Source organism: Niallia sp. M35 (assembly GCF_050971705.1).
In the GTDB taxonomy this organism is placed as follows: domain Bacteria; phylum Bacillota; class Bacilli; order Bacillales; family Cytobacillaceae; genus Niallia; species Niallia circulans_A.
Genome location: NZ_JBPCEP010000015.1, coordinates 83,769 through 107,558, shown reverse-complemented (window position 1 = coordinate 107,558; position 23,790 = coordinate 83,769). Strand labels below are relative to the sequence as shown.

Sequence of the window (23,790 nt, the reverse complement as noted above, 5' to 3'; positions counted from 1 at the left end):
GGGGAAAAGATGGAGATTACTTCAAATTCTTACCTATCGCACCCGAAATGGGTAGTGGCTACCTCAATCCTTACGGATTGGGATGCCACACATAAAGTACCATTATGACTGCTGTGGCTGATGTACTATCGGATATGAAAAATAAAGAAGGATATCATAGTGTTTTAATGTGCCCACCTTCTTTAACTAAAAAGTGGCCAGAAGAGATTAAAGAAATAATTCCTCATGCTGAAGTGAGAGTAATTGAAAGAACGAGTCAATTAATTACTTATCATCGTGATTGGTTAATGAGTGGAAGAAAGAAACCAAAAAAACCAGTTTTTTTCGTTATATCTTTTACGACCATGAGAGGAGATTCATCTATCGTTCCGGCTGTTCAATTTAGTCAGAAAAAAACTAGTAAACAGCAAAGTGAAGATAGATTACCTTATCGATATGGTTATTATTGTCCTTCTTGTGGAAAGGCTCACCAGGTAATTGAAGATATAAAAATGATTCCTGATACGGATGAACCTTCTAAAGAAATAGAAGTGCGTTCTACAAGAACCATGGATAAAGACGAATTCGGAACTGGAAGAAGGCTCCAAAATACACAAAAGCCCGCAAATGCCTTTTGTTCAGAATGTGGAGAAAGCTTATGGACCAAGAAGGTAGCAACTCGTTATTCATCAATAAAAGAATGGTATGTATATGAAAAGAAATTGATTCATGCCATTAAAGAGGGAAATAAGAACTTATTAGAGCATATTCAAAGTAACCAAAAAGAGGTACCAAAAAAGCAGGGTCAACCACGAAGAGTTGCTAGTATTGAATACATTCGAAGAAAAATGAAAAATTTTTTTGATATTGCAATTGTGGATGAGATTCATGAACTGAAAGCATCGACAAGTGCTCAAGGAAATGCACTTGGAAGTATTGCAGCTGCAGCTAAGAAAGTGGTTGGAGGAACGGGAACATTATTTGGTGGAAAAGTGCGCCCATAAGGGCATTTAGTAATTCGACTTTAGGCAAGTCGTAGGAGTGTAGAGGCATCGATTGTCTCCTATCATCTACTAATTTACTCGTGAGGGAAACCAATAACGGGGAACACAGCATATTAGGTGAAAAGCCATAAGTCACCAAGTTGTCATGGTGCAACTGAATGGCAAGATGAAACCGAAACAGACGAGGATGAATGCTAAACTGCGTGAACGATAGCCAAAGGAGTCCTAGCGAAGACATAGACGGAAGACTTCTATTAACGTCTATTGACCAAATATTATCTAATAGCCTTGCCGTTAGATAATTACTGCTTTATAAATAGCTTTTCCGTTTATAAAGTTATGCCTCAGTGGTCTTCCAACCATAGTAAATGGTAAATGGCGAAAGTCGCATCCGACACTGGTTCAAGCCTATGTTACTAAATGTACTAAATGGGGATTGCCTAAGTTGGAATGCCTGTAAAGGCTATGGCACTTTAGGTGTCTGAATATCCAATATGGCAACAGAGAGTCCGTAGTAGTCAGAGCTAGGGAAAGCCTAGTACATGGCGAAGGGACCAAGTTATCTAGTCCAGAACAAAATCAGGAAGGTGTGGAGACACTTTGAGAATCCCAAAAGTAGTTATGGACAACCTAGTTGAAATGTCCAAGAGAGATGAGAATTACGTTTTCGAGCGTATATATCGAAATCTATATAATGAAGAGTTCTTCCTAGAAGCTTATGCAAAGTTAGCCAAAAAGGAAGGTAATATGACAGAGGGAACGGACGGAAAAACCATTGATGGTATGAGCATCGACCGAATCCGTAAAATTATTGAACAGTTAAAAGACGAAAGTTATCAACCAAGACCTTCAAGAAGAGAATACATCCCAAAGAAGCCAACAGGTCAAAGACCTCTAGGAATTCCTTCAATGGATGATAAGTTAGTTCAAGAAGTAGCACGTAGAATCTTAGAAGGGTTATACGAGCCTATCTTCCGTGATTCTTCACATGGTTTTAGACCTAAACTTAGTTGCCAAACTGCTGTAGACAAAATACAAAAAACATTCACTGGAGTTAAGTGGTTTGTTGAAGGAGACATCAAAGGATTCTTTGACAACATTGACCATCACACTTTAATCAATCTTCTTAGGAAAAGGATAAAAGATGAAAAGTTCATCCGACTTATCTGGAAATTCCTCAAAGCAGGATACCTAGAGGATTGGGTTTACCACAAGACTTTCAGCGGCACACCTCAAGGTGGCGTTATCAGTCCATTATTAGCAAATATCTATCTACATGAATTGGATAAGTATATGGAACAATATGCTGAAGAATTCAATAAAGGTAAGAAGCGAAAACGGACACATGAATACAGAGCGTTAGAATGGCAACTAACGAAAATGAAGAAATCAGATGAAGAATGGGCTTTAATGTCCACTTCCGAGAAAAAGGAACACACCAGAGTTTACAAGGCACTCATTAAGAAACGTAATGAGATGAATGTGACTGACCCGTTTGATCCTGACTTCCGAAGAATCAATTATGTTCGTTATGCTGATGATTTTCTTGTCGGTGTAATTGGTAGCAAGGGAGATGCATTAAAAATCAAACAGGATATTAAAGCATTCTTAGCTAATAAGCTAAAACTTGAACTATCTGTAGAGAAGACCCTTATCACTCATGCTCATAAGGAGAAAGCTAGATTTCTAGGTTTTGATATTGTAACAAGTTACAGTACACAACCAACAAGAAATAAAGATGGCAAACTCCAAAGGCAAAATAACGGTAAGGTTAAACTTTATGTCCCGAAGGAAAAATGGGTAAATAAACTTCTTGATAGGAACATTCTAAGAATAAACGATAACGATTGGAAAATGATTCATAGACCTGAACTTATCAATAATGACGACCTTGAAATTATTAGCATCTATGATGCTGAATTACGAGGATTCTACGAATATTACAAAATAGCAAATAACGTGAGTGTGCTTAATAAAATGGCATACATCATGGAATACAGTATGTATAAAACGTTTGCTAGTAAATATAAAATTTCGGTTAGAAAAGTCATAGATAAATTCAGTGTTAATGGAGTATTTACTGTTCAATATGAAACGAAAAAAGGAATGAAGTCTAAAACTTTAATCAGCTAGTTTACAAGAGCAGAAAAAGTAAATAAAGATTTCAAAGTGGATAATCTACCTAATGGTTGGATGTACAGTGGTATCACAAGCCTAATTGACAGAATGAAAGCTCGCGTATGTGAATACTGCGGAGCGATAGATGTCGATTTAGAGATGCATCATGTCCGGAAATTAAAAGACCTCAAAAAGAAGAAAAATCTTCAAAAGTGGGAAATGATTATGATTGCTCGTAACCGAAGACAATTAGCTTTATGTGCTAGAGGACAAGGAAACGACTGTCATATGAAATTACACAAAGGACAATTGTAATTAAACTAGGTGGATAATAGTGAGCCGTATGCTTGGAGACTTGCAAGTACGGTTCTGGGGGAGAGTTGGTGGAAACCTACCATAGTAATATGGCAAGGCACCGCCTTCTTATCTCGTTGCGGAAGATATTTATTATACCTTATGGAGGCTGTTTCCTTCTTTGATGGTGGAAAATGGTTATAAATATTCTGAAGTTAGAAAATGGAACGAAGAATATGGGGTAATTGAAACTACCACTTATAATCAAGATTCCAATGCTGAATATACAAACAAGCAATCAAGAGGTGGGACAAAAAGAAACGAGAAAATACTACCAGGTATTTCACCGTTTGTTTTTTCAAAATTTCTTGTGCAAAATACAGTACTTGTTAGATTAGTTGATGTTTGGCCAGATCCAGTTGAATTCGTGAATGTGCCAACTATACTAGTGAAACCAGATGAAGATCTTCAACAAAATTATCTGAGAATGGTCAACACTTTTGAAAGATCCATTGAGGAGTTAGAAGATGGGTTTAAATTATATATGCCGTTAACTCAGACTGGAATTTCATACCCAGATAATCCATTTACTTATCCGGCATTTTATATGAAAGGTGAACTTATTTGGAAGCCAGAACCATTTGAACAAGAAAGAATTCTTAGTAAAGAGAAGAAGTTACAGGAAATAATTAAGGGCGAGATATCTGAAGGAAGAAAATCTATTGTTTATGTTCGAGATACCGGGTCAAGCGTTGAAGGTAGGGATGTTAGACCACGATTAAAGCATATTTTAGAAATGATTGGTGCTAAGGTCTGTATCCTGGATACTTCTTCAACAAGTACAAATAGACGAAGTGAATGGTTAGAAAAAAAGATAAAAAAAGAAAATTATGATGTTTGTATTGTATCTCAAGAATTAGTGAAAGTAGGATTAGACCGTGCGACAAGAAGTTGCTAAATAATAGTGTTTCCATAAGAAACCGTCTTAGTCATTGAGGACGTTCCCGCCCGAAACTGCTTTTCGAGTAATCGAATTGTTGGGTTGCATGAGGGTTAAATGCTTAATGGAGGAATTTACACAGAATTCCAAAAGAGCTAGGGAAAGTTAGGAAGGTATAAGCGTAAGCTGAACCTTTGTAGTCTTCGTTACCGACAACAAGCGTACTGTGATTGAACAAGCTTGTAGATGTGGATAGGAAAAGTTCTACGGTCGAGGAACTGCGAAATGACCCATAGATCCACCGGAGTAAAGAAGGATGCCTAACCTAACGTATCTATTATTAGTGAAACTTGGTAAGCCCTATACATTCCTCTCATCTAAGGTAGGGTGACCGTAAGGAAACCACAATATGTAGAGGGTAAAGGAACGTGGAGAAAGCGAATGTCGACATAACGAAAGTTAAGGTGAAAACTCATTTGTATAAGCCGTCGAATAGGGCAATACCCAAATCGAAAGATTGCAGACTTCCACGTGGTCATCAACACGAATAGAAAGCGAAAAGAATAATCCTTAAAGAGAGGGAGATATGTTATGAAAACCAACGAGTACGTTGCGTCGGCTGTTTCCCCACTGGTGGATAACTGGCACTCAATTAATTGGATGAAAGTTAATCGCTATGTAAGGAAACTTCAACAACGAATCTATCGTGCCGAACAACTTAAACAAACGAGAAAAGTAAGGAAATTACAAAGACTTCTACTTAGAAGTAAAGCGAATTTACTGTTAAGTATTAAGCGCGTAACGCAAGAAAATAGAGGCAAAAAGACAGCTGGTATAGACGGATATATTTCTAACACTCCGCAAGAGCGAGTTGAATTATACAACAAACTTAAAATGTACAGTATAAGAAATATTAAGGTTAAACCGGCTAGAAGAACATATATCCCTAAAAAGAATGGAAAGAAACGTCCGTTAGGCATTCCTGTAATTGTTGATAGAGTGTACCAAAACGTATTTAAAACTGCTCTAGAACCACAGTGGGAAGCAAAATTTGAAATGACATCGTATGGATTCAGACCTAAACGTGGCGCACATGACGCTATGAGCGATTTATTCGTGAAATTAAGCAGAGGAAGCGCTAAGGGGTGGATTTTCGAAGGTGATTTTGAAGGCTGCTTTGACAACTTAAACCACGACCTTATTATGGAAAGAATTAAAAACTTCCCAAATAACAAAATCGTTAGAGAATGGTTGGAAAGTGGATACGTTGACAATGCTACATTCCATAAAACAGACAAGGGAACACCACAAGGCGGAATCATCTCACCACTGTTAGCGAACATAGCATTACATGGGATGGAAGAAGAAATTGGAGTAAGATATATCCACTCTAAAAGACAGGGAGATACATTGTATACCTCGTCAGTTGGCGTTGTTAGATATGCAGATGATTTCGTTATCGTCTGCCCTACGAAAGAACAAGCCGTTGGGATGTACGAAAAATTACAACCATATCTAGACAAACGTGGATTGAAGTTAGCAAAGGAGAAAACAAGAGTTGTTCATATTAGTGAAGGATTCGATTTCCTCGGATTTAACTTCAAACAATACCCAACTAAGGATGGAAATAAATTATTCATTAAACCATCACTTGAAAGTGTCAAAAATGCTAAACAGAAAATCAAGGAAGTATTCGACTGGGGAAAAGGCAGAGAAACAGCATATCTAATTGAAAAACTGAATCGTGTATTACAAGGGATTGCAAACTATTGGTCACCAACAGTAGCCAAAGTAATTTTCAGAGACATTGATACTTATGTTAATGAAAAAGTCGTAATTTACCTTAAACACAGACATCATAGAACTTCATTTAGAAAACTGATGAAAATGTACTTTAAACCAGACAATACAGGCGTAAGCAAAGACAAGTGGCTCCTAACGTGTCCAAAAGATAATACGAAACAGCTTATTCGCATGAGTTGGACTAAGATTGAAAGACACGTAAAGATCAAACAATATAATAGTCCATTTGACGCATCGCTTAAAGCTTACTTTGATAAACGTGACGAGAAAATATTCAATAGGGAAAATACTAATGCTAAAAGGAAACTTGCGAAAAAGAGCAGATACAAATGCAGAATTTGTGGTGAATCCTTACAAGGAATAGAACCAATTGAAAGCAATCATATAGTGCCTGTAGTAATTGGCGGAGTTGATAGTTATGATAACCTCGAACTACTACACAAATCATGTCATAAAACACACCATGTATTGTTAGAGAATTATGGCGAAGGTAAGAAATTACCAAAAGTCGTAAACTACCTAGAAAGCAATGGTATCAAAGACGTGAATAGTAAAAAGGCTATTAATCTTATGAAAAGAGCATTCAAGAAGTTCCGTTATTAAGTTGAGAGGATGATAGATGGCTTGAGCCGTATGTGCTGAAAGGTACAAGTACGGTTCTTAGGGGGGAAAGAGGTGGTAACATCTCCGACCTACCCGACTATTATGTACTCCAACATTGATATTTTATCAATTTAGTTGGTCTTTATTTACAATTAATCAAGCTGCACGAAGAGCGTGGAGAATAAAACAAACTGAGGAGTGTAGACTGTATTATTTAGCGTATAAAAATATGTACCAAGAACAAATGGCAACATTGATAGCCATGAAGAATAAAGCTGCTGGTGCTATTAACGGTGATGTTTCAAGTGATGGATTGAATGCTATGTTAGGGGATACTGGCGATTTACAATCCATGTTAATACAGTCGATAAAGAAAGGAAATGTGCTTCAAGGAAGTACGGAAGAATGGGTTGCAGAAGCGTCTGATAGAGCTAGAGAAATTCTTTCTAATATTGGAAAACCAAAGAATTTCTCATTAAAATCAAACAAAGAATATTTCGAAGAATGGGCTAATAAGTACATTAAAACTGACAGTTCAAGAAATGTTCTTATAAGAAAATCTAAAACTATCGCTAGCAATATAGAGAAAGGTAAAATTCCTGGTTTTCATTTTAACGAAATGATATTGGAAGTAGATTTATATGCTGCTTTTGGAAGTGATTCAGCTCTTGATGGTGAAATAGTAGACTATTTAACTCGAAGTGAGAGGGAGTCTAAAACAAATAATGATAGTTCACAAATTTCCTTGTTTGATTTAGTGGAGGAAAAACCAGAAAAGAAAAATAAACGTAGAGTAGTCAGTGGTCAGCTGGCATTCGAATTATTTTAGGAGGATAAAAATGCATACTATTACGATAAATTTAGATTGGTTTGTATATATGTATTTTCTAATAGAATATTTTTTCCATGCAGTCTGTATGGATTTAAAGATGAAACAGTATTATTTAGAGAATGGATTAATTCCAACAGAGACAGAATCTAAATCGAAAGATGAAATTATTTATTTAGAAGAAACTCAAAATCTAAATATACAGGAAGATGATTGGGAAGAAGTTATGCGCCCAACTAATATTTATCATATTACTCCGACTGTTTCAGAATTAGATGATAGAACAATAGAATACTTATCGAATTTGACTAAAGAAATTAATTTTGAGGAACTATGTGACGAGCAAAGTGGACCTCTTGAAGAGGAACTTAACCTTACAGATTTAAATACCACAACTTCTCGAGAATGTAGAAATAAACAAGTAAATTCAGAAATAGAGGATCAAGTGGATGATATACCCACTACAAAAATAGCTGATAATTTACAAGGGAAGCAGCGTTGGCTTGTATCTGTTCTAGGTATGGAAGAGGAATATATTCATGTTTCAGATGGTAAAAGAGCGTGGATAAATATTGGCGAAAGTGTGTATCGAATAAATAGAAAGGATTCCTTGTCTTTAGAAATTGAAAGAGAAGGAAAAAATATAAGAGTTTTAAAGATAGAAATTTTAGAACATGCTGTTTCATCAGATTATATTATCCCGGATGAAAAAATCGAATATGAGGCAGCTGCAATTTAAGGGTTATTTGCTATTCGGAGGAAGTGAATTTAGTTCACCTCCTTCACTAAATGAACAAATTAGGATTTGTTCATTTAGTGAAGGGGGAATCCTCTCGGGTACAAATCCACCAGTCAAGGTCTATTTAACTAGTTTTTGGTGAATTTTTCATGAAAATTAGTAAAAATATCCCTGTAATCGACAAGCTTCGACAGTTTTACTATATATATTAATACTATACTAATGTACATCAATGATAAAAAAAATGAAAGAAATTATAAAAAGCCATCTAAAGGGGGCAGTGGAATGAGATCTGAAATCAACACAGCTGGTTTAGAATCTATATTGTCTGTGATTGAGGATGACAATCGTTATATTCAAAAACTAAATTTAGATTATAGGATAAAAGATAATAAATTCTATATTGGTTGTTTATATGGAGATACATTTAATATGTCACTCAAGAAAAATTACTTAGAGGTGCTATCTCAAGAAGTAATTAGTATGTACGAGAGATGCTTATTGCCTTTAAGCACTCTTAAAGTTCATGATTTTACAGTAAATTTAGAAATTAATGATAGAGGTGAATTTATACGGGAAGAGCAATATATAGAGATTATTATCCCTGTAGAAGCAGTTGATAAATTATCAACTTTATCCCAATTATATAGCAAATTGAAAAAGCTCATCCCTCTTTTTCCCATAATTAATTCGATAGAGGTTCAAGGAGAAAGAAAACAGTTAAATCAAATTCGAATTTACCTTAACCCTAAGGAAAAATCCTATTTAATAAATGAAAATAAAACGGATGTTTTAGGACAATGGATAGCAAGTTTTGATAATTTTATAGACAATCTTCCAGAAACACCGTTCTATACAAAAATTAAAGTCCAAAATGGAATGATAAAACCAATACAATTTAAAAATGAAAAGGAGAAATGGAAATGGTTCGTATAGGAGAAAAAAGTATAAATGAGATTATGGTAACAATTAAGGAAAAACAATTAAACTTATCGAGATTAGAATTTAAAACGAGAGATAAGTTTGTTTTAATAGGGCCAATTGGTACAGAGAAAATAAAGCAAGAAGATGACTATTATGAAAATGTAAAAGAAAATCTTATATTTGCTAATTATAGCTGGCTTTCACCATTATGCGATGATTTAAATTGTCCATTTCAAGGACATTTAGAAGTCTTACCTTCAGGAGAAATGAACCATCATAATATTGATTTAACAATCAGTATCCCACTATCTGGAAGCCTAGAAAAGGCAAAAATAATGAGTACATTATATGAGCAATTTAAGGTGTTAGAAAAATATCGGAATTTCATCCAATTTTTTGATGTAAGTGGTTTTAAATACATGACAAATCTCATCCATGTAAGTTTAAAAATTCCTGGTAATAAAATTACGCCTCTTTTAAAAGAGGCAAAAACAAAACCTGTGAATAAACAAATTATTTCTCAGTGGTTAGCTACAGTAGAAAATATCATGGATCAGAATGCCAATAATTTCAGTTATTCACATAAGGTTTATGCTGTTGATGGTAGAATGCAATCCACTACTTTTGAGTCCAAATTCACTTTTAAAGTTCATCAACGAAGAGGGATCTTTAATGATTAGAAGCCAAGTCAAAACGATTATGTCATTAATAATAATCACAATTTTATTGATTCCTACAAAAGCAATGGCAAATCCCTTTAGTGATGCTCCATCTATGGATGATATGATTACAAATTGGGGAAATTCCATAAATGATTCTGCACCGATAGTTTCTAGTTTATTCTCATCTCTTTTTACGATAATGTTCCTGGTTGGAGTTGTTAGGCTAGGGTATTCAATTGTTACAAAAACTGGGCAAGTTATGAAAGGGGCTACCGGTGTACTAATTTGGGCTCCAATTTCTTTCTTTATAATTCGTATTTTTTTAATTGTATTATTTACAATAAACACAACAAATGTTACACTGTTTGCAACTGATGTAATAAACTTATTACAGTTATCTGGTTTTTATACAGTAGTGGGAATGACATTAGTTGGATTAGTTATGTTTCTATTCTATAAACTTTTGAAACACCCTGAATTTGGTAGATGGAGTAAGAGACTATGGGCATCTGCGGGGTTTCTATTGATTATTAGCTTTATAATCCCATATGCATTTGGTGCAGCATAAATAAAGAAGGTGATATCTTGTTGTCTTTAGTAGTAGATAATACAAAAAATGCGAAAGAAATATCTTATACATGCCGGAATTCTTGTGATCTTTATGATGTTTTAACAGAATCCTGTTCAATTAAGAATAAGGTAGATGTAGATAATCCGTTCGTTGTTTCAAAATGTAGTAGTGTAAACGAGCACAATATTTCAGATACTCTTTTCCACATTAATCCGGGAGGAAATCTGAAATAATGTGCTATTTTTTTCACTTTATTTCGGAATGTGCAAAATCTTGTTCAAATTATTCCGTCTTAAATTCAGGAAAAGAAAACCCCTAAAAAGGGGCATCAACTGGCATATAATCCTGTTTTTTTATTCGAATTTTGTACACCTCGTAAGTGTGGAGTACAAACCTTACTTCGTGTTCCAGAGTTACGAACCAATCAAAATCTTTCTCCAAGTATGCATGGAGATACCTGTTTTGGACCCGTATCTCAAATGCATAACCCTGGTCTATCCAGTGGGGCTGATGTCCTAACCATACTCTCCATTCTTGAAGATGGTGGTCAAATACTAATATTCCACGCCTCATGATAAGCCATTATCCTCTATAGCTAACCTGACAATTTCCTCATCAATCAGTTCTTTCTTTAGTTGAGAGCCAAATAATAAACTGTTAATCGTTAATGTATTAATAACCCGTGGCCAACCTTGAGACCGTGATGCGATAGCTTCTACCGCGGTTTCTGTAAAGATGGTCATCTTCGCTCCTGCTAACTTCATATGATGATGAATATAATGGGAAACTTCCTCTCTGGATAATGGCTGAATCTCATATTTCATAATCATTCTCTGTGATAGTGGACGATGATGATTTAATGCTAATCGAGTCTTTAAATGTGGTAAGCCAGCTAAAACTAGGATAAATGGATTGGTTGAGTCCATATGAAAGTTAAATAATAGTGCTATATCCTGCAAAAAAGCATCTTTTGCCATATGCATTTCATCTAAAATGAAAACAGGTGTGATCTTACGTTCCCCTGCCATTCGCTCAATGCCTTGTTGAATTTGCCTAAAGAGATCGACTTTACGGAACTTCGGTTCCTCCCCTAAGCCATATACTAACCCACGGTAAAAATCCATTACACCACCAGTTGAAAGGGGAAAATAGACTACGTGATATAAAGAAGGGTTTAATGACTCCTTAAAAGACCGTAAGGTAAACGTTTTTCCTGCGCCAGGATCCCCAATAAGAAGACCCATTCCCTTCGATTTCTGTAAATAATTTAATGCGTTTAAAGCCCCTTGATAATCAGTGGAAGGAAACGCATCCGAAGGGCGTATATCTTTCGAAAATGGTGCTTGAGCTAAAGAGTAAAAGGATTTATACATGGTCTTGTTCCCCTTTCACTTCAGCTGTTTGAGATAATGAAAATGGCGAGCGAGCCCGTTTTACATGCGCATTATCCTTCATGGATACAGGAATTGCTTCAGCGACTTTCTTATCATCCTCAAAGATATAGACACCATTTTCGTCTAGTCTCACATCGATAGAATGACCGATAAAACGGGAAGGTACTTCGTAGAGCTCTTTATTTAACGTAATCGTCCCATCAGCCTTTACTTTCCGGTGTTCTCGTTTCAAGAAGATGGTCTCAAGAATAGACAAATCCTCCAAAAATGTTATATCCTTTAGTTGAGATTGAAACACTTCATGGGGCGTTTTACCTCTCTAAAGAGGCATGAACTCTTCGGTGATAATCTTTCTCTAACCAGCTCCAGAATCGTTCATTTAACTCTTCTAGTGAATGAGCTGGATCGGCTTGTAATAACGGATAAAACCGTGTTTGAATCGTTTTAAACAACCTTTCTACCTTCCCTTTTGCACGGGGATCATACGGCTGCGTGTGAGCTAAAGTAATTCCGAGTTGGGCACAAGCATATTGAAGCGTTTCAGATCGATAGATCTTACCGTTGTCCGCATAAATGATGGTAGGTTTCCCTCTGCGAATTAAAGCCTCTTTCGTGACTACTCTTAATCCATCAAACTTCTCTGACGAGAAGAACTGTGCATACGGCACAAGACGAGAACAGTCATCAATATAGGCAATTAAAAATGTCTTTGTCTTTTTTCCATTAACGGGTACATAAGGTCCATGGGATAAATCAGCCTGCCACAACACATTCACCTTTTCGTGAGCGAACCGTTTTCTTTCTGGTATCGCCACCATTTGTTTTCCTACAAGGTTGTGTTTTTTTAATAATCGAATTATAGTAGAGTAAGATATTTGGTTTTTTTGTATCTCTCCACGCTCGATTAGTTGTTCGTAGAAAACACTAACCGGCATATGGGGAGATTTTTTTCGTATTTCAAGGACAAGATCTTGGTCATCAGGGGATAGTCTTCGAGAATTCCCTCGATCCAAGCGCTTCTTGGGCTTTAATGCTTCAAATCCATTTCTTCGATAATGAAGAAGCCACTCTTTCATTGTTTTCTCTGCAATTTTCCTTTCTCCATAATGGGGGACAGAATGAACCTTTCCCTCCATTCCATTTAAATATTCCTTCGAATCAACTTGCCCATTCAATAGGGGGGCTATTAGGCCATACCGAAATAGGGCCACTTGTTCACGCTCTTTTTCATTCATGGAATCTTCCTCCTTTTTCATAGAAGGACGACCGGTCATCCATGGTTATTATTCTACTTTTTTCGATATTTTCTGACTATGAAAAAGGTATGTGGGACAAAGAATATTTTTAAAGTCGCCTAAATATGATAGAATTAATTTGCCATAAAGTATTTTGATAAGTGACCCCGTGACCTTCGTAAGAAGGGTGATTCGCCAAAATCAAGGATCATTTTCATATATTTTGTGGCTTCGCTATTTATATCCTCCGACATGCCACTTATCTTCCCCAAGCTGATAAAGAAGCTATGAATCCAATTTATACATGTTAAGAAACGATTTAGATAAAACCTGACTAATTGGCGGCTGCCTTTTGCTTTTTTCCTTTGAAGAATTTTCTTCACTCGTTCTAAAACTGTATGAATAGTATGTTGAAAATACGGGATGAGAAAGTCCGGAAGAATAGAGATATTCACTTCACATTGTAAACATCTTAGGCGACAAATTGGGATCCGTACGGTTGTCTCATCAGTTATTCCATAACGCCAGTAATAGCCGTTACGATGAAGATTCCCATGGGAATGACATTTGCAGTTTGGGCATTGATCAAACAATGGAAATTCATTCTTTTTTCCTCTTTCCCCATACTCCACTAGGCTAATACCAAAATCATGAAATTTGATCATAAAAAAACTCCCCCTTCTAATATGCAAAAAATTTAGCACATTATTCCAGAGAAGTATATAAACAATTCTGAAGGAATTTGAAAATTCCAACGGTATTTGAGAGGATATAAAGTGACAGTTTACAGTAGTAGATATTTACCCATAAGTAGTTTGGAACTGGATATAAAAATAAATCAAAAAGAATTGGATGGATTAGAAGAAGAGGAAATCTCTTATCCTGAGATACAAGGACAAATTGAAACCTTAGAAAAATCGTGCTATCCTTTTAAACCGGATTTTCCAGCTGGAAGAACGGATGCCAATTGGTATGTTTCTCCTTGTCAAGAATACGGTTGTTGGATAGTTAATGATTATAAGAAGCCAATTGTATTAGTTAGTCCTAATCCTGGAGAAAAAGTCTATAAGTCGGCAGTACCACTTCATAATCATAATGCATCAATAGGTTTAGCATCACGAATAGCTTGGTATATTGATGAAAATGGTATAGGGCGATATGTAACCTTACTCAATGGACATATTCTAAACTAACAAAGCCATCAAAGTTTGAAGTAAACGTTGATATCTAGCGATTCAAAGGATATAATAATATCAATTAATTGAATATCTAAAGGGAAAAACCCTATCTGAGTTAGACACTTTTATGGTGTCTTACTTAAGATAGGGTTTTTTTGATTTCTTAGGGAGGACCAGCTATGAAGGAATGTATTTTTATTGTTGAAAATGAGAATATTACTTTTCGCAAAGGCTTTAAAGATCTATTGGAGGTGAAATTCGGTAAAGATTATATAGTCTCGACAAAAGATAGTCTACAAGATACTTTACGTGGTGAGCCAAAACTTATAATTCTCACACAAGAGGCTTTAAAAGAAGTAAAAGCTATGGATAAGATAAAGACTTTGTACGAGTATGGTACTAAGTTCATTTTGATTAAGGAAAATGATAATGGGTTTCCTTTTGAATTAAATATGTTTAACGGTTTTTTATCCAAACGAATGCCTACTAAAGAAATGACTGAAGCGATAGAAAACGTATTGTTACATGGAACAATCTATGTTCACCCTGATATAGGTGCATATATCTTATCAAAATATAACCGATTTGTTAATGTCTTAAAAACAAAAGAAGAGATTCGGTTGTGAATGATGTAATGAAAGTTTTGTTTTATTTAAAAAAAGTTGTATTTGTGGTATTTTGTGTTATGATTATTTTAAATTAAGTAATTGGAGTGATCATAATGGCAAATACATTGTTGGTTGTTGGTGGAAATCAAGATAAAACGTTCAAAAAAATGGGCGACAGATTTGAGCTTAAAGTGCTACATCATCCTGGAGAATCGAAAAAGTCAGGAAATAAAAAAGAATACCAAACGTTAATCAATAAGGCGGATTGTGTAGTTGTGTTAAAAGGGGCAATAAATCGTAAATCTATGATTATGGTTAAGGAGATTTGCAAAGAGCAAAACAAAACAATTGTTTATCATCAAGGACGCGGAGTAACTGGAGCAATTCAATCATCACTTGCTTATTTTGAAGGATTGTCTGCATAAAAAGGAGCTAAGATAATGTTCTTCATTACTACGGACATTAAAGGTGTAAAAGGTAAGATTTGCGTATTTTATAAAATTTCTTTTTCAGATGAAAAATTTGAAAAGTATTTATTAGAATTAGCTTACCAAAAGGTAACCATACATTTAGAAATTAAAAAGAAACATTTTCATTTGTTTAGTAGAAATAAAGGAGCAAAAATCATTTTCTCTGATAGTTTGCTAACAAAGGATCAGGACTGTTTAGAGGACTATATTTTGAGCGGAACGACATTCTCCTTTTCTGAGATGGAAGAGGCATTAGAGTTTGCAAAAAATGTTAGAAAAGCAACTATATCTTATTTGAGAAAGCAAGAGAAGAAGTATAAATGGAAATGCCGCCAAGTTAATTGGAGCACATATGTTAAAGCTAAATTTATGTTATGAAAGGAAGACATAAAATGATATCAGCTATGTTTCGTGATGGAAGGATTATCTCTATTAATGAATATAATGATGATCTACACAGTCAACAAATTTATTGTATCGATAAAAGCTGCAAGGCACCATTGGTTCATGTAAAAGGTAACGAAAGAACAACACCATATTTTAAAACTACAGGTAAAAATGAATCTAAGCATACTTCTTCCTGTGGATTTTACAGACCTCTATCGTTTGAAGAGAGCCTTTCGAAAATTAATGACTATCAAAGTGATTTTATAGATCAAGGGTTAAGTGAAACAGTGATTAAATTAAGTTTTAATAAATTAGACCCTGATTATGAACCTAGAAGAATCCAAAGAGAAGACAAAGATGAAGAAAAAAAGAATAAGGAAACTATTAAAATAAAAAACGAAACCGCTCCTCCTAACAGCATAAGCTCACTGAAATCTATTGTTAAATTGTTTTCCACTTATGAACCAGATATTCTTAGTAGTATTTTAATTCAAGTGAAAGGCCACAAAATCCCTATTTCCAATTTGATTTTGTCCCAAGAGGTAGCTCATGAGAAGTTATGGTCTGATATGGCTGTACTTAACCTTCCTTATTTAGTTCATGGAGAGATAGAAGCAATAAATAGAAGAGAAAAAGTTATTTACTTGAACTTTAAAAAAATTAATAATATCCCTTTTTCAATCGTTATCTTTGAAAAATACTTTAAATATTTCACTTATACGGATGAAGAATTAATCGGAAAGTACATTCTTTGTTGGGGACACCTACATAAAAATACATTTAACGATAAGAGTTTTACCAATCTACTAATTAAATCGGACGAATATATAGAAATCATTAAAAAAGGATGAATTAATTTGATCAGACAAGAAGTAATAGAAACCTTAGAAGGCAACCTAATAAAAGGGGTATTTTTAGGGGGATGTTTCTCCATTCCGTTATGGATTTGTTTGATAGGTTGGATAAAGCTATTTATATCTATAATGGAATATTTTTTTGAAACGGGTTTCCCCTACATATAGAAAATTTCAACTTGTAGGAGAAACAAAAAGGTGAGGTTGTACATGAAAAGGGTGGGTTACTTAACTAAGAAAACCTCTAAAGGAAAGGTGTATTTGTATATTCGTAAATCTTATAGAGAGGGGAAGAAGGTAAAACATCAATATATATATGGATTTGGACCAATTGAAACGGCCAAAGAAAAGCTATATAAAATTTTTGAGGAAGAAATAGAATTCCCAAAAGAATTGAAGATAAATGGATTTAATCTAGATGATGTCTATGATTGGATATTAACTTTAGAAACAGGTGTAACAAAAAGTGGAAGGTTATTTGATATAGGCTGTTTTCGAAAATAGATAGGAGTATAGATATAAGATGATGAGTCAAGAAGAGAGAACAAAAATGAAAACATATGTAAGGAAAATTCTTATTTTTTTTATAGTATTGTTCATCGTAAGATCATTTATTTTTGTTCCTTTAAAGGTAGATGGAGAATCTATGAAGCCTACACTACAGAATGGTGATTTAGTTCTAATAAATAAATTTAATACACCGGATAGATTTTCAATCATAATTGCCCGTCTTCCATCAGGAGAGAAAATAGTAAAGCGAGTAATTGGGTTGCCAGGTGAAACGGTCCAATACAAGAACAATCAATTGTTTATAAATAATGAAGCTATTGATGAGGTGTTTATACCTAAAAACAAAGATATTTATACGGAAGATTATGCTTTAGTGGGGAAAGTACCAGCTGATCATTTATTTGTATTAGGGGATAATAGACAATTTAGTACGGATAGTAGAGAAATAGGAACAATTCCTATTGAAAGTGTAGAAGGCTGCATTGGAATGCGTTATTGGCCTTTAAACAAAGTGTCTATTTCAATCGGAAAGGATAGTTTTAAATGATTATTTTTCTTCTAATATGTGTTATATCGTTAATGTTTGTTATTGACTACTTGAAAAGAAATATAACGGAGTTGAAAAAAGAACAACGAAGAGACAGTTTGGAACATAGAAAAATCCAACAATTTATAAACGTAAGGAATGGTACTGAAATAAGAGAACGAAGTGGAATGAAAAATGGGCAATTGAAAGGTTACTCTAATAAAAGCAGTTATGAAACTAACAAAAACTCTAATGAGTTTTTCAATAATAATTTTTATTTTGAAAATGGAAATGTACTAAGGGAAATGATTGAAAATTCAAACGAGTAATCAAGTAGTTCTGATTATACAAACAATAATTCTTATGATTATTCATCTAGTGATTATAGTAATGACTCTTCAAGTGATAGTTCTTCATCTTTTGATTAAGGAGGAAAATGTAATGAACCAAAAAATAGCAATAATGACCCTCAGTATTATTTTATTATTTTTCACAGCATATAGTACAGCCTCTGCAAAGGTATCTTTAGGGAAAACCGGAGGTTCTAGTGTGAAAAGTTCTTCTATTAATAGCGGTAAGGTTAGCTCAGTGAAATCAAAAAATAATACAAAAACCAATGCAAAAACTAGTCCTAGTAATATTAAAAGTAAAAATGCTGCAGCAAATGCAACTAAAGGAAAAAATAAATATAAAGGACAAGCTTATTATAAGGGGAATAATTTTAGCAAAACATTATTAACCGCTGCTGGTGTGTATTTGATTTTAGATTCTGTGACCAATGAAGGAGATCCGATATACGTTTCTGCTGAAACAGGCGAACCAGTTAAAGTTGAAGAATTGAAAGATGTAAAAGCTGTTGAGGATACTGAACCGATTACTGAAGAAGAAAAGGAAGAGGCGAGCAAAAAGGTAAATAGTTATTATGAATTAATAAGACAAGGGAATTATGGAACAGCAATTAAAGAGCTGTTACTATCTAAACCGGAAATTGAAAGTCAATTAGTGCCTGAAGAAAAGAGAAATACCTCTGATATTCAACAAGTAATAAAACAAATATCCCAATTTTATACTAGCAAAGTTAATTCTGTTGCTACTTTTAGCATAGAAGATGCTAAGGAAATCGATGGAAGAAGTATTTTGTTTACTGCTTCGTTAACTGACTCCAAAAAATATACCTATCAAGAAAGAATCGTTGCTATTAAGTTTGAAAATCAATGGTATTTAACTTTTGAACTAGTAGATGATGCTGTTAACCAAGTGATCGATAAACATGATTTAACCCCAAGGGAAGTAGTTACTAAATATTATAAAGAAGTAATAAATGCAAACTATGGGGCTGCAAGCACTTTAGTCTCTAAAAATCAAAGCTTTACAAAGGGGAAGACAGATGAAGAAATTAAAACTGAAATGATTGAAGCATTTAGTGAAAACGAAAACCCGTTATCATCAATAGACATACTTAAAGAGAAAAAAGAAAATGATCAAATGTATTCTTTCACCGTTAATCTAACTCATCTATATCCTGGATTTTTTGACGATTATATAGAGAAAACAACTGAGGTTGAAATTAAAGCTTTATATGAGGGAGGAATGTGGAAGCTTAACTTTGATGACGAGAAAAAGGCAAGTAGCAAAAACGAATCTCCCTTTTTATCACTAGATGATTTAAAGATTCTGCTACATATCGTCTTTATAGGTGCTTTATGTATTTCAATAGCGATAATGTTAAGCAATGGTTTAAAAGATAGGAAGAAGCTTAAAATGGCCATTATAAAAGGGAGAAGGTAATAACATGCAAATAATATTATGGATAGAAAAAATACTGTTGGTATTTCTTATTGGTTCATTATTATTTAAGATTCATTATTCTCGTAAATATTTGGACCAATTAAAAAATCATAAAAAGGTAAGTTTTATAAATGAAATTGATATTCCTTATGGGAAGAGCATAGGGAAAGTTATTGAGTTTTCTTTTCCTATTAATGAATATGACCCTCTGAATCCGAAATGGAATCTGATTTGGTCCATGAGAAAAGAAAATCTTAGGGTAAGTAACCGTTACTACGAAGTAAATAAAAAGAGATTTGCTTTCAAGCTGGACAATAGCAATTATTACTTATTCAGAAATGAAATTTTGATTCCTTTATCAAAAATTAAAGAAGAATATTTTGTGATTCATTTTAATGAAGAAATTATTTATTCGATTTCGTCATTGGAAGACCTCTCTAAAAAACTTTCTGAGCAGGATTTAAAAAAAAGAGATAGAGAGAGTTATAGGTTTTATTAAGGAAATTTCTGAATATGCTAATGGAATTGAAATGCAGGCTAGTCAAAAAGTAAAAATCTATCAAGATGAAAAGATGAAAGATTTATTAGAGAAACATCATTTAGCTATGGAACAAAATATAAAAAAGGTGCAATTGATTAACAAGATCAAATAAATAGAGAAGGAGATCAGGTATGTTGTTTTATATTGATGTATTGGGGGCAATTCTGAAGATACTTGGTTGGATTAAATCATTGATAGAAATGATAGATTAGTAATAGGGAATAAAAGAGGTTTATCAATGAATAATTGTGTTAATTTTTGTGTTAGCAGGTTTTATTGGCATACTTTTAGGAAGACCATTTAAAAATTGAAGTTGAAAAATAAAGACCTTTAATGCGGAATTGAAATGAAAATATAAAAGAGAGGGTCATTAGTGAGTATGAAAAATAAGAAAAGAAATTTAATTGTGTTCGGTTTTTTAGTTATAACTATCATATATATTTTTAGTTCATTTATTACAAGATCTTTAGAAAGCACATTTAATGTTTTACCTAAAAAAGATGAAGATATTGTTGTTAATGAGGAAAGAATTTATAAGATAGGTGATTATATAGTAGATAATTCCGTTTACTTCTCTGGTTTTATTAATGATTCGATTTCAATTGGAGTAATGAATGTAAGTAGTCGGGGGGATGATACTACACAGCTATATTACCCTTTAAAAAAAAATCAAATAATTGAAACGGATGTTATTAATGCTCCATTTAGTTTCACTGAAAAATTTAAAGTTGTTGATTTTAATGCTGAGACTGGAAGGCTGGAGTTAAAGAGAGTGAAGTAGTAGATAACCTATTTGCGGTAGAAAAGATTTTAATTGTGGCAAATTGACAGCTCCCATTAGAGAATGAGACTAAAACGATTACAGACTAAAGGAGAGGGTTTCACATATGTTTAAAAATCCGAATAGTAATCACTTCGCAAAAAAAATTATATAGGTAGGTAAACTTATGAATATGATACAATTTTTTGAAAGATTTTTATTATATGCCAAAATATTTGCCCCAATATTAATTTTCTTGATAATATTTTCAATTTTAATGGTTTTTGTATTAGTTGTTAGGGATATTTTTGATAGTCTTCGCATTAAATTTCTTGATAATAAAAATACAAATAAAGATAGTGATGATAAATTCAACTTAAAACAGGACATAGAAAATTAGTAGATAACTAAAGTTTGAGGGTTATAAAGAATTAAATTTGAATAGATAACTATTATTCATTAAAGGGAGGTAGTAAGTATGAAAAGAGTGGCAATAAAAGTAACACTAGAAAGAGAAGTTTGGCTTAGTAAAGAAGTATGGGAAGAAAGTTTTGGAGGTCAGTTACCTCAAGACATGGACGATTTAGACATGATAGAAGAAGAATGTTTAAGGAGAAATACAGAGTTTAAAAATGCAGAATTCATAAGTGAATTCTAGTTAAAGTACTTCCAAACCATATAAAATTAAAGTGCGTTAAAAAGGAGTGGGAAAAATGAAAGAAATTTTGATCGATATAACTTTAGATGAACCAAAAGCAACAATATTAGAAGCGATGGAACAAGCAGGATACAAGTATAAGGGTATATTCAAATACGACTATCCAGAATGGGGGCATAAATACTATGAAAGAATAAAAACAGAGTTATTCGAAAAAGAAAACAAACTCTTCTATTTTGCTAATGTTCCCCAATGGAAGGAAGGAAATATTTCAGTTATCAGAATCGGTGAAGTGGAGAATAAAAGTAACAAAAATCCTGAATATATTTATGCGTAGTTCGAAACTATTCTGCTGTAGAAAGGGGTTTATATATGAAAGTTCCAAAAGAAATAAAGGATAGTATTAGAAAGTCTGCAAAAGCGTTTCACACAGCGAGAGAACATGAAAAAATAGTAAGGGGTTAGCTTGATGAACAAGGTCTTGAAAATGATACTGTTCACGATAGCTGGATTGACACAATTGAAATGGGGTCTGGAAATTCAAAAGATTTTATTGAATTTCTAAAAAGAGTTGATGAATAGTTCGAAACTATTGTGAAGGAGTGAGTTGTTAATGGAAAATGAAGTGGTTAAGACAGTAAGTCTTGAATGTTTAGGTGTGAATCTGATTTTCTTGCTTTAACTAATAGCAAAGAATATGAATTGAATATATGTTATTGATGTTTTCTAAATGGTATGGCTAATTCATATATGAAGAGAAACGGAATAGAAAATAGATAATTTATATGGGGTAGAAAGAAGGGGATTTTCTCAGTGTCGCAAAAAGATTTAAGAGTATGTCCGAAATGTTTAAATGAGAAGAATATTGCTGATAAGACATGTAGTTACTGCAAAGAAAAATCAATAGTAATTAAAGATGGGGTTATTCTGAATTTCTTATTATTCTTTGTCCTTATGGTAATTCAGCTTGTAGCATATACATACAATGCAAGTTCACAAGATAAGTTGCTAATAGGATTTTTCTCAATGTTACTTCTGATTTTAACGAATATATTAGTTTTTGTTGCCTTGAAAAAGTTTGAAGAGAAGAATAAGTATCGTAGAAGTAACAAAAATTGAATCAAACAAAAAACGTGTTTATCTTATATTATAATTGCAAATCATACAGCAAAAGATTATATAAGGAAAAAATGATTTCAAAGTAGATAACTATTATTCATTAAAGGAGAGTTAATCGTGAAGAAAGAAAAATTAAACAAACCTTACACCATAGTTATTTTTCATAATGATAAGCCAGTTAAAAAGAAGAGATTTATTTCATTAGAAAAGTTAGATAGATATTGTGACCACGTTGAGAAATTAGGTAAAACCTATGGAACGTACAGCATAAACGCTTGGTAACTATTGCGAAGGAGTGAGGAAATGGAACACTTTTTAAAAATACAACCGCAATATTTTGAAGAAGTACGAAATGGAAATAAAAGTTTTGAAATCAGAAAAAATGACAGAGATTTTAAAGTTGGAGATACTCTTTATTTACAAGAATATAACCCTTTAGCACAAGAGTATACAGGGGAAGTAGTTAAAAGAGAAATTACTTATATTACTAATTATGCACAGCAAGAAAATTATATAGTAATGGCTATTGTTTGATAACTATTGTACGGTAGGAAAGGGGTTTTGCAATGAATAAGAATCAGAAAATTGTATGCGACTGGTTTCTAAACAATGGAATGGATTTTTTATCAGCTATAGTTGAATTAGAAGGGGTTTATGAGAGTATTCCTAACGAGGTTGCAGAAGCTTTTAGCGAACTAACTGATAAAGAAATAATAGAAGTAATAAAAAAATCAGCAAATAACATATTAAAACGTATAGCATAGTACGAAACAACTGTTCATTAGATAACCATTATGACAAAAAAATTTTAAGATTGGAGAAGCGAATCAAAAAGATGTGAATTTTAAAGTGAGTACCTTTCTAACAATAGAAGGATATAAAATATTAATACAATTAGTTGAATAGTACAAAGGTTATATGAAGGAGAGAAAATAAAGTGAATTTAATAAATATATTAATAGTGAGTTTAGTCATCATTAATTTATTTTTAATTAAGAATAAACGTTTTCCAATTATAAAAAAAGTATTGCCTTGGATAATTGTCATATTATTTTCATACCATTGGGGTGTCGGAGGATTAATTCAATATCCTTTTCTCGCTAATGTTGTTGGAATTATAGTCATTTCTTTTTGGTTTATAGTCATTACACAATATTTAAGAAGTTTATACATGAATCAAAAAGTAGAATAACTAAATTTAATAGGGTTTAACAACACGAACTTGAAAAACTTTTATAATGAAAATCGTGTTGTAAAGATAGTACTTATAATATGCCTTGATATTGAAAATTAAAT

30 protein-coding genes and 2 pseudogenes are annotated in these 23,790 nt (G+C 33.3%); 28 read left to right on the top strand and 4 right to left on the bottom strand.

The annotated features are described in order from the left end of the window. The first annotated feature begins 104 nt into the window (after nucleotides 1-104). The 9 genes and pseudogenes from NiCM35_RS20475 to NiCM35_RS20435 all read left to right on the top strand — a co-directional run bounded on the left by NiCM35_RS20475 (nucleotide 105) and on the right by NiCM35_RS20435 (nucleotide 10,463). Nucleotides 105-983, top strand: coding sequence for a hypothetical protein (locus NiCM35_RS20475; RefSeq protein WP_226793773.1), 879 nt, complete (start codon nucleotides 105-107; stop codon nucleotides 981-983). A gap of 600 nt (nucleotides 984-1,583) precedes the next feature. After that, nucleotides 1,584-3,416 (top strand): annotated as a pseudogene (locus NiCM35_RS20470) (reverse transcriptase/maturase family protein). Nucleotides 3,417-3,576: 160 nt separating this feature from the next. Beyond that, nucleotides 3,577-4,353: a hypothetical protein gene (locus tag NiCM35_RS20465; protein WP_226752565.1), complete on the top strand. Its 777-nt coding sequence runs from the start codon at nucleotides 3,577-3,579 to the stop codon at nucleotides 4,351-4,353. A gap of 573 nt (nucleotides 4,354-4,926) precedes the next feature. After that, complete coding sequence (gene ltrA / locus NiCM35_RS20460; RefSeq protein WP_144545618.1) at nucleotides 4,927-6,741, top strand: group II intron reverse transcriptase/maturase; 1,815 nt, start codon at nucleotides 4,927-4,929, stop codon at nucleotides 6,739-6,741. A gap of 229 nt (nucleotides 6,742-6,970) precedes the next feature. Continuing rightward, a complete protein-coding gene (locus NiCM35_RS20455) occupies nucleotides 6,971-7,570 on the top strand; it encodes a hypothetical protein (protein ID WP_047944134.1) in 600 nt (199 codons plus the stop codon). A gap of 10 nt (nucleotides 7,571-7,580) precedes the next feature. Further along, a complete protein-coding gene (locus NiCM35_RS20450) occupies nucleotides 7,581-8,309 on the top strand; it encodes a hypothetical protein (RefSeq protein ID WP_047944133.1) in 729 nt (242 codons plus the stop codon). 285 nt (nucleotides 8,310-8,594) lie between these two features. Next, nucleotides 8,595-9,245 carry a hypothetical protein gene (locus NiCM35_RS20445; protein ID WP_152116066.1) on the top strand — a complete coding sequence of 217 codons (651 nt, stop codon included), beginning with the start codon at nucleotides 8,595-8,597 and terminating at the stop codon, nucleotides 9,243-9,245. Next, nucleotides 9,233-9,913: a hypothetical protein gene (locus NiCM35_RS20440; protein WP_047944131.1), complete on the top strand. Its 681-nt coding sequence runs from the start codon at nucleotides 9,233-9,235 to the stop codon at nucleotides 9,911-9,913. Before NiCM35_RS20445 ends, NiCM35_RS20440 begins: the two co-directional genes overlap by 13 nt. Continuing rightward, nucleotides 9,906-10,463, top strand: a complete 558-nt coding sequence (locus tag NiCM35_RS20435; protein ID WP_047944130.1) for a hypothetical protein — start codon at nucleotides 9,906-9,908, stop codon at nucleotides 10,461-10,463. Before NiCM35_RS20440 ends, NiCM35_RS20435 begins: the two co-directional genes overlap by 8 nt. 318 nt (nucleotides 10,464-10,781) lie before the next feature. Here the strand turns inward: NiCM35_RS20435 and NiCM35_RS26770 are convergent, their stop codons facing one another. The 4 genes and pseudogenes from NiCM35_RS26770 to NiCM35_RS20420 form a co-directional block, all read right to left on the bottom strand. After that, nucleotides 10,782-11,039, bottom strand: coding sequence for a DUF5348 domain-containing protein (locus tag NiCM35_RS26770; protein WP_031538281.1), 258 nt, complete (start codon nucleotides 11,037-11,039; stop codon nucleotides 10,782-10,784). Further along, nucleotides 11,036-11,839, bottom strand: a complete 804-nt coding sequence (locus NiCM35_RS20430) for an ExeA family protein (RefSeq protein WP_047944128.1) — start codon at nucleotides 11,837-11,839, stop codon at nucleotides 11,036-11,038. The genes NiCM35_RS26770 and NiCM35_RS20430 overlap by 4 nt, the downstream gene beginning before the upstream one ends. After that, nucleotides 11,832-13,095 (bottom strand): annotated as a pseudogene (locus NiCM35_RS20425) (TnsB C-terminal domain-containing protein). The gene NiCM35_RS20430 and the pseudogene NiCM35_RS20425 overlap by 8 nt, the downstream one beginning before the upstream one ends. A 134-nt stretch (nucleotides 13,096-13,229) precedes the next feature. Next, nucleotides 13,230-13,760: a DUF6431 domain-containing protein gene (locus tag NiCM35_RS20420; protein ID WP_035416525.1), complete on the bottom strand. Its 531-nt coding sequence runs from the start codon at nucleotides 13,758-13,760 to the stop codon at nucleotides 13,230-13,232. A 111-nt stretch (nucleotides 13,761-13,871) separates the two neighbouring features. Between NiCM35_RS20420 and NiCM35_RS20415 the strand changes: the two genes are divergently transcribed. The 19 genes from NiCM35_RS20415 to NiCM35_RS20325 all read left to right on the top strand — a co-directional run bounded on the left by NiCM35_RS20415 (nucleotide 13,872) and on the right by NiCM35_RS20325 (nucleotide 23,686). Continuing rightward, nucleotides 13,872-14,288, top strand: a complete 417-nt coding sequence (locus tag NiCM35_RS20415; RefSeq protein WP_053215781.1) for a hypothetical protein — start codon at nucleotides 13,872-13,874, stop codon at nucleotides 14,286-14,288. Between the two features lie 164 nt (nucleotides 14,289-14,452). Next, entirely contained in the window at nucleotides 14,453-14,899 is a 447-nt protein-coding gene (locus NiCM35_RS20410) for a response regulator transcription factor (protein ID WP_047944127.1), read from the top strand. 95 nt (nucleotides 14,900-14,994) lie between these two features. Further along, nucleotides 14,995-15,306, top strand: a complete 312-nt coding sequence (locus tag NiCM35_RS20405) for a DUF2325 domain-containing protein (RefSeq protein ID WP_047944126.1) — start codon at nucleotides 14,995-14,997, stop codon at nucleotides 15,304-15,306. A gap of 15 nt (nucleotides 15,307-15,321) precedes the next feature. Next, complete coding sequence (locus tag NiCM35_RS20400) at nucleotides 15,322-15,729, top strand: hypothetical protein (RefSeq protein ID WP_047944125.1); 408 nt, start codon at nucleotides 15,322-15,324, stop codon at nucleotides 15,727-15,729. Between the two features lie 14 nt (nucleotides 15,730-15,743). Next, on the top strand, nucleotides 15,744-16,589 hold the full coding sequence (locus NiCM35_RS20395; RefSeq protein WP_047944124.1) for a hypothetical protein: 846 nt from the start codon (nucleotides 15,744-15,746) through the stop codon (nucleotides 16,587-16,589). 213 nt (nucleotides 16,590-16,802) lie between these two features. Further along, on the top strand, nucleotides 16,803-17,096 hold the full coding sequence (locus NiCM35_RS20390) for an IS1634 family transposase N-terminal domain-related protein (protein ID WP_047944123.1): 294 nt from the start codon (nucleotides 16,803-16,805) through the stop codon (nucleotides 17,094-17,096). 19 nt (nucleotides 17,097-17,115) lie between these two features. Beyond that, nucleotides 17,116-17,649: a signal peptidase I gene (gene lepB / locus NiCM35_RS20385; protein ID WP_053215780.1), complete on the top strand. Its 534-nt coding sequence runs from the start codon at nucleotides 17,116-17,118 to the stop codon at nucleotides 17,647-17,649. Continuing rightward, a complete protein-coding gene (locus NiCM35_RS20380) occupies nucleotides 17,646-17,957 on the top strand; it encodes a hypothetical protein (RefSeq protein WP_047944122.1) in 312 nt (103 codons plus the stop codon). The genes lepB and NiCM35_RS20380 overlap by 4 nt, the downstream gene beginning before the upstream one ends. Before the next feature lie 112 nt (nucleotides 17,958-18,069). Beyond that, a complete protein-coding gene (locus tag NiCM35_RS20375) occupies nucleotides 18,070-19,416 on the top strand; it encodes a hypothetical protein (protein ID WP_047944121.1) in 1,347 nt (448 codons plus the stop codon). Nucleotides 19,417-19,420: 4 nt separating this feature from the next. Further along, nucleotides 19,421-19,915: a hypothetical protein gene (locus NiCM35_RS20370; RefSeq protein WP_047944120.1), complete on the top strand. Its 495-nt coding sequence runs from the start codon at nucleotides 19,421-19,423 to the stop codon at nucleotides 19,913-19,915. 31 nt (nucleotides 19,916-19,946) lie between these two features. Further along, complete coding sequence (locus tag NiCM35_RS20365; RefSeq protein ID WP_264298272.1) at nucleotides 19,947-20,069, top strand: hypothetical protein; 123 nt, start codon at nucleotides 19,947-19,949, stop codon at nucleotides 20,067-20,069. 261 nt (nucleotides 20,070-20,330) lie between these two features. After that, the gene (locus NiCM35_RS20360; protein ID WP_047944119.1) at nucleotides 20,331-20,738 is read left to right on the top strand and encodes a hypothetical protein; all 408 of its coding nucleotides are present in this window, start codon (nucleotides 20,331-20,333) and stop codon (nucleotides 20,736-20,738) included. A gap of 457 nt (nucleotides 20,739-21,195) precedes the next feature. Then, a complete protein-coding gene (locus tag NiCM35_RS20355) occupies nucleotides 21,196-21,375 on the top strand; it encodes a hypothetical protein (RefSeq protein WP_047944117.1) in 180 nt (59 codons plus the stop codon). 55 nt (nucleotides 21,376-21,430) lie between these two features. Continuing rightward, entirely contained in the window at nucleotides 21,431-21,712 is a 282-nt protein-coding gene (locus tag NiCM35_RS20350; RefSeq protein WP_047944116.1) for a hypothetical protein, read from the top strand. 476 nt (nucleotides 21,713-22,188) lie between these two features. Further along, nucleotides 22,189-22,494: a hypothetical protein gene (locus NiCM35_RS20345; RefSeq protein ID WP_016204188.1), complete on the top strand. Its 306-nt coding sequence runs from the start codon at nucleotides 22,189-22,191 to the stop codon at nucleotides 22,492-22,494. A gap of 117 nt (nucleotides 22,495-22,611) precedes the next feature. Further along, entirely contained in the window at nucleotides 22,612-22,776 is a 165-nt protein-coding gene (locus NiCM35_RS20340) for a hypothetical protein (protein ID WP_161798411.1), read from the top strand. A 21-nt stretch (nucleotides 22,777-22,797) separates the two neighbouring features. Next, complete coding sequence (locus NiCM35_RS20335) at nucleotides 22,798-23,028, top strand: DUF3850 domain-containing protein (protein ID WP_016204189.1); 231 nt, start codon at nucleotides 22,798-22,800, stop codon at nucleotides 23,026-23,028. 32 nt (nucleotides 23,029-23,060) lie between these two features. Beyond that, a complete protein-coding gene (locus tag NiCM35_RS20330) occupies nucleotides 23,061-23,258 on the top strand; it encodes a hypothetical protein (protein ID WP_047944115.1) in 198 nt (65 codons plus the stop codon). 173 nt (nucleotides 23,259-23,431) lie between these two features. Further along, nucleotides 23,432-23,686 carry a hypothetical protein gene (locus NiCM35_RS20325; protein ID WP_047944114.1) on the top strand — a complete coding sequence of 85 codons (255 nt, stop codon included), beginning with the start codon at nucleotides 23,432-23,434 and terminating at the stop codon, nucleotides 23,684-23,686. The last annotated feature ends 104 nt before the right edge of the window (nucleotides 23,687-23,790 follow it).

Coding starts and splice junctions, on each gene's coding strand:
- NiCM35_RS20475 (WP_226793773.1), top strand. CDS start 105: ATGACTGCTGTGGCTGATGTACTATCGGATATGAAAAATAAAGAAGGA.
- ltrA (WP_144545618.1), top strand. CDS start 4,927: ATGAAAACCAACGAGTACGTTGCGTCGGCTGTTTCCCCACTGGTGGAT.
- NiCM35_RS20455 (WP_047944134.1), top strand. CDS start 6,971: ATGTACCAAGAACAAATGGCAACATTGATAGCCATGAAGAATAAAGCT.
- NiCM35_RS20450 (WP_047944133.1), top strand. CDS start 7,581: ATGCATACTATTACGATAAATTTAGATTGGTTTGTATATATGTATTTT.
- NiCM35_RS20445 (WP_152116066.1), top strand. CDS start 8,595: ATGAGATCTGAAATCAACACAGCTGGTTTAGAATCTATATTGTCTGTG.
- NiCM35_RS20440 (WP_047944131.1), top strand. CDS start 9,233: ATGGTTCGTATAGGAGAAAAAAGTATAAATGAGATTATGGTAACAATT.
- NiCM35_RS20435 (WP_047944130.1), top strand. CDS start 9,906: ATGATTAGAAGCCAAGTCAAAACGATTATGTCATTAATAATAATCACA.
- NiCM35_RS26770 (WP_031538281.1), bottom strand. CDS start 11,039: ATGAGGCGTGGAATATTAGTATTTGACCACCATCTTCAAGAATGGAGA.
- NiCM35_RS20430 (WP_047944128.1), bottom strand. CDS start 11,839: ATGTATAAATCCTTTTACTCTTTAGCTCAAGCACCATTTTCGAAAGAT.
- NiCM35_RS20420 (WP_035416525.1), bottom strand. CDS start 13,760: ATGATCAAATTTCATGATTTTGGTATTAGCCTAGTGGAGTATGGGGAA.
- NiCM35_RS20410 (WP_047944127.1), top strand. CDS start 14,453: ATGAAGGAATGTATTTTTATTGTTGAAAATGAGAATATTACTTTTCGC.
- NiCM35_RS20405 (WP_047944126.1), top strand. CDS start 14,995: ATGGCAAATACATTGTTGGTTGTTGGTGGAAATCAAGATAAAACGTTC.
- NiCM35_RS20400 (WP_047944125.1), top strand. CDS start 15,322: ATGTTCTTCATTACTACGGACATTAAAGGTGTAAAAGGTAAGATTTGC.
- NiCM35_RS20395 (WP_047944124.1), top strand. CDS start 15,744: ATGATATCAGCTATGTTTCGTGATGGAAGGATTATCTCTATTAATGAA.
- NiCM35_RS20390 (WP_047944123.1), top strand. CDS start 16,803: ATGAAAAGGGTGGGTTACTTAACTAAGAAAACCTCTAAAGGAAAGGTG.
- lepB (WP_053215780.1), top strand. CDS start 17,116: ATGATGAGTCAAGAAGAGAGAACAAAAATGAAAACATATGTAAGGAAA.
- NiCM35_RS20380 (WP_047944122.1), top strand. CDS start 17,646: ATGATTATTTTTCTTCTAATATGTGTTATATCGTTAATGTTTGTTATT.
- NiCM35_RS20375 (WP_047944121.1), top strand. CDS start 18,070: ATGAACCAAAAAATAGCAATAATGACCCTCAGTATTATTTTATTATTT.
- NiCM35_RS20370 (WP_047944120.1), top strand. CDS start 19,421: ATGCAAATAATATTATGGATAGAAAAAATACTGTTGGTATTTCTTATT.
- NiCM35_RS20365 (WP_264298272.1), top strand. CDS start 19,947: ATGCAGGCTAGTCAAAAAGTAAAAATCTATCAAGATGAAAAGATGAAA.
- NiCM35_RS20355 (WP_047944117.1), top strand. CDS start 21,196: ATGAAAAGAGTGGCAATAAAAGTAACACTAGAAAGAGAAGTTTGGCTT.
- NiCM35_RS20350 (WP_047944116.1), top strand. CDS start 21,431: ATGAAAGAAATTTTGATCGATATAACTTTAGATGAACCAAAAGCAACA.
- NiCM35_RS20335 (WP_016204189.1), top strand. CDS start 22,798: ATGGAACACTTTTTAAAAATACAACCGCAATATTTTGAAGAAGTACGA.
- NiCM35_RS20330 (WP_047944115.1), top strand. CDS start 23,061: ATGAATAAGAATCAGAAAATTGTATGCGACTGGTTTCTAAACAATGGA.